General features: G+C 45.1%; 1 protein-coding gene. It reads right to left on the bottom strand.

Going from position 1 to position 1,416, the window contains the following annotated elements; translation table 11 throughout:
* Positions 1-289: 289 nt before the first annotated feature.
* The gene (locus tag XMM312_RS11415) at positions 290-1,324 is read right to left on the bottom strand and encodes an IS110 family transposase (protein WP_173483780.1); all 1,035 of its coding nucleotides are present in this window, start codon (positions 1,322-1,324) and stop codon (positions 290-292) included.
* Positions 1,325-1,416: the final 92 nt, after the last annotated feature.

The following is a 1,416-nucleotide window of genomic DNA, read 5'->3' as shown; positions in this document are numbered from 1 at the left end:
AAGGTCATATATGGTCCGTCCCGCGTTATGCAAGATAAAAGTACCAATGGTTAAGGTGAGCTGCAGTCATATATCCGGCTTTTGATGAAGATCTCTTTCTTCTAGCCCCAATGGATTCTGCATACTTCCTGCTTAATCAGACTCGCGGCTTCGTTGAGCCATAGACCTTGCCAAGCTGTTGGAAGTATAGGTCTTACCTGTTTGCCATCTATCTACTTTTCTCTTAGCAACTCAAGATTAACGTTAATTTTTTAGGCTGAGTACATTAGCGCTCAGCCTAACTTCTGTTTTAGGCCGCTAGGTAGTTATTGCCGTCCTGCAATATTTTCCAAGCAGTTCTAACATTTTTATTAGCCACCGCTACAGATGCAACGTTCACATTACGGCGGCGTGCAAGATCTGTAATCCAGTTACTGCGGTAATCGCTATGCTTGGGCGATGTCCTGACTACCGCTCTACCACCATGTATCAACAACGATCGTAAATATTGATCACCACGTTTACTAATACCTAATAGCGTCGATCTGCCACCGGTTGAGTTCTGCCTTGGGACCAACCCTAGATACGCTGAAGCCTCTCGCCCATCTTTAAATGCACTTCCGTCACCTAAGGTCGCCACTAATGCAGTTGCAGCCATTGGCCCAATACCGGGTATGGTTTGCAAACGAACACATCGTTCATCCTGTCTGGCTAATAACTCAATCTTTTGATTAAAGTCCTCTACCTGTTGATCTACCGTGATCAGTGCACTGTAGAGATTCTGAAGTAGTTCTCTAAATAAAATCGAAAGCTCTCTGTTATCGCTATCGATAATGGACGGCAAACTTCTTCGCAAGATCGATATACCTTGCGGAAGCACAACGCCGTATTCAGTAAGTAGACCTCTTATCTGATTCGACAGAGCCGTGCGATGAGCGACAACTAGGCTACGCGCTCGATGAATACTCTGAATATCTTGTTGTGCTGTATCTTTAGGCGATACAAAACGCATATCCGGCCGTTGCGATGCTTCACATATTGCCTGGGCATCAAGCGCATCATTCTTGTTCGATTTTACAAACGGCTTAACAAACTGGGGAGCGATTAGCTTTACCGTATGCCCCATAGCTGTGAACTTCCGAGCAAAATGATTTGCTCCACCACAAGCTTCCATAACTACTGTGCAAGGCTGTAAGTTCGATACGTATTGAATAAGCTTCGATCGATTTACCGGCTTTGAGTGTATCTTCACCCCTGATCGATCTGCCGCATGGATATGAAAACTCGTTTTCGCCAAATCAATTGCTAGGGTATGTACTTCTGCGTTTGTTATAGTCTGCGTCATGGTCCGTCTCCTTTGGATAAAAGTGTGGTAACTAATATCCTGGCACATTGTGATGCCGTTTAAGAAGCGGGACGGACCATCCCATTAGACCC

Source organism: Marinobacterium sp. xm-m-312, assembly GCF_013283295.1.
Taxonomy (GTDB): Bacteria; Pseudomonadota; Gammaproteobacteria; order Pseudomonadales; family Balneatricaceae; genus Marinobacterium_E.
Note: the sequence above shows the minus strand (reverse complement) of the source record. Positions and strands in the feature narration are given on the sequence as shown.

Bases quoted from the DNA above. Each gene is read 5' to 3' on its own strand.
- XMM312_RS11415 (WP_173483780.1), bottom strand. From the start codon at position 1,324: ATGACGCAGACTATAACAAACGCAGAAGTACATACCCTAGCAATTGAT.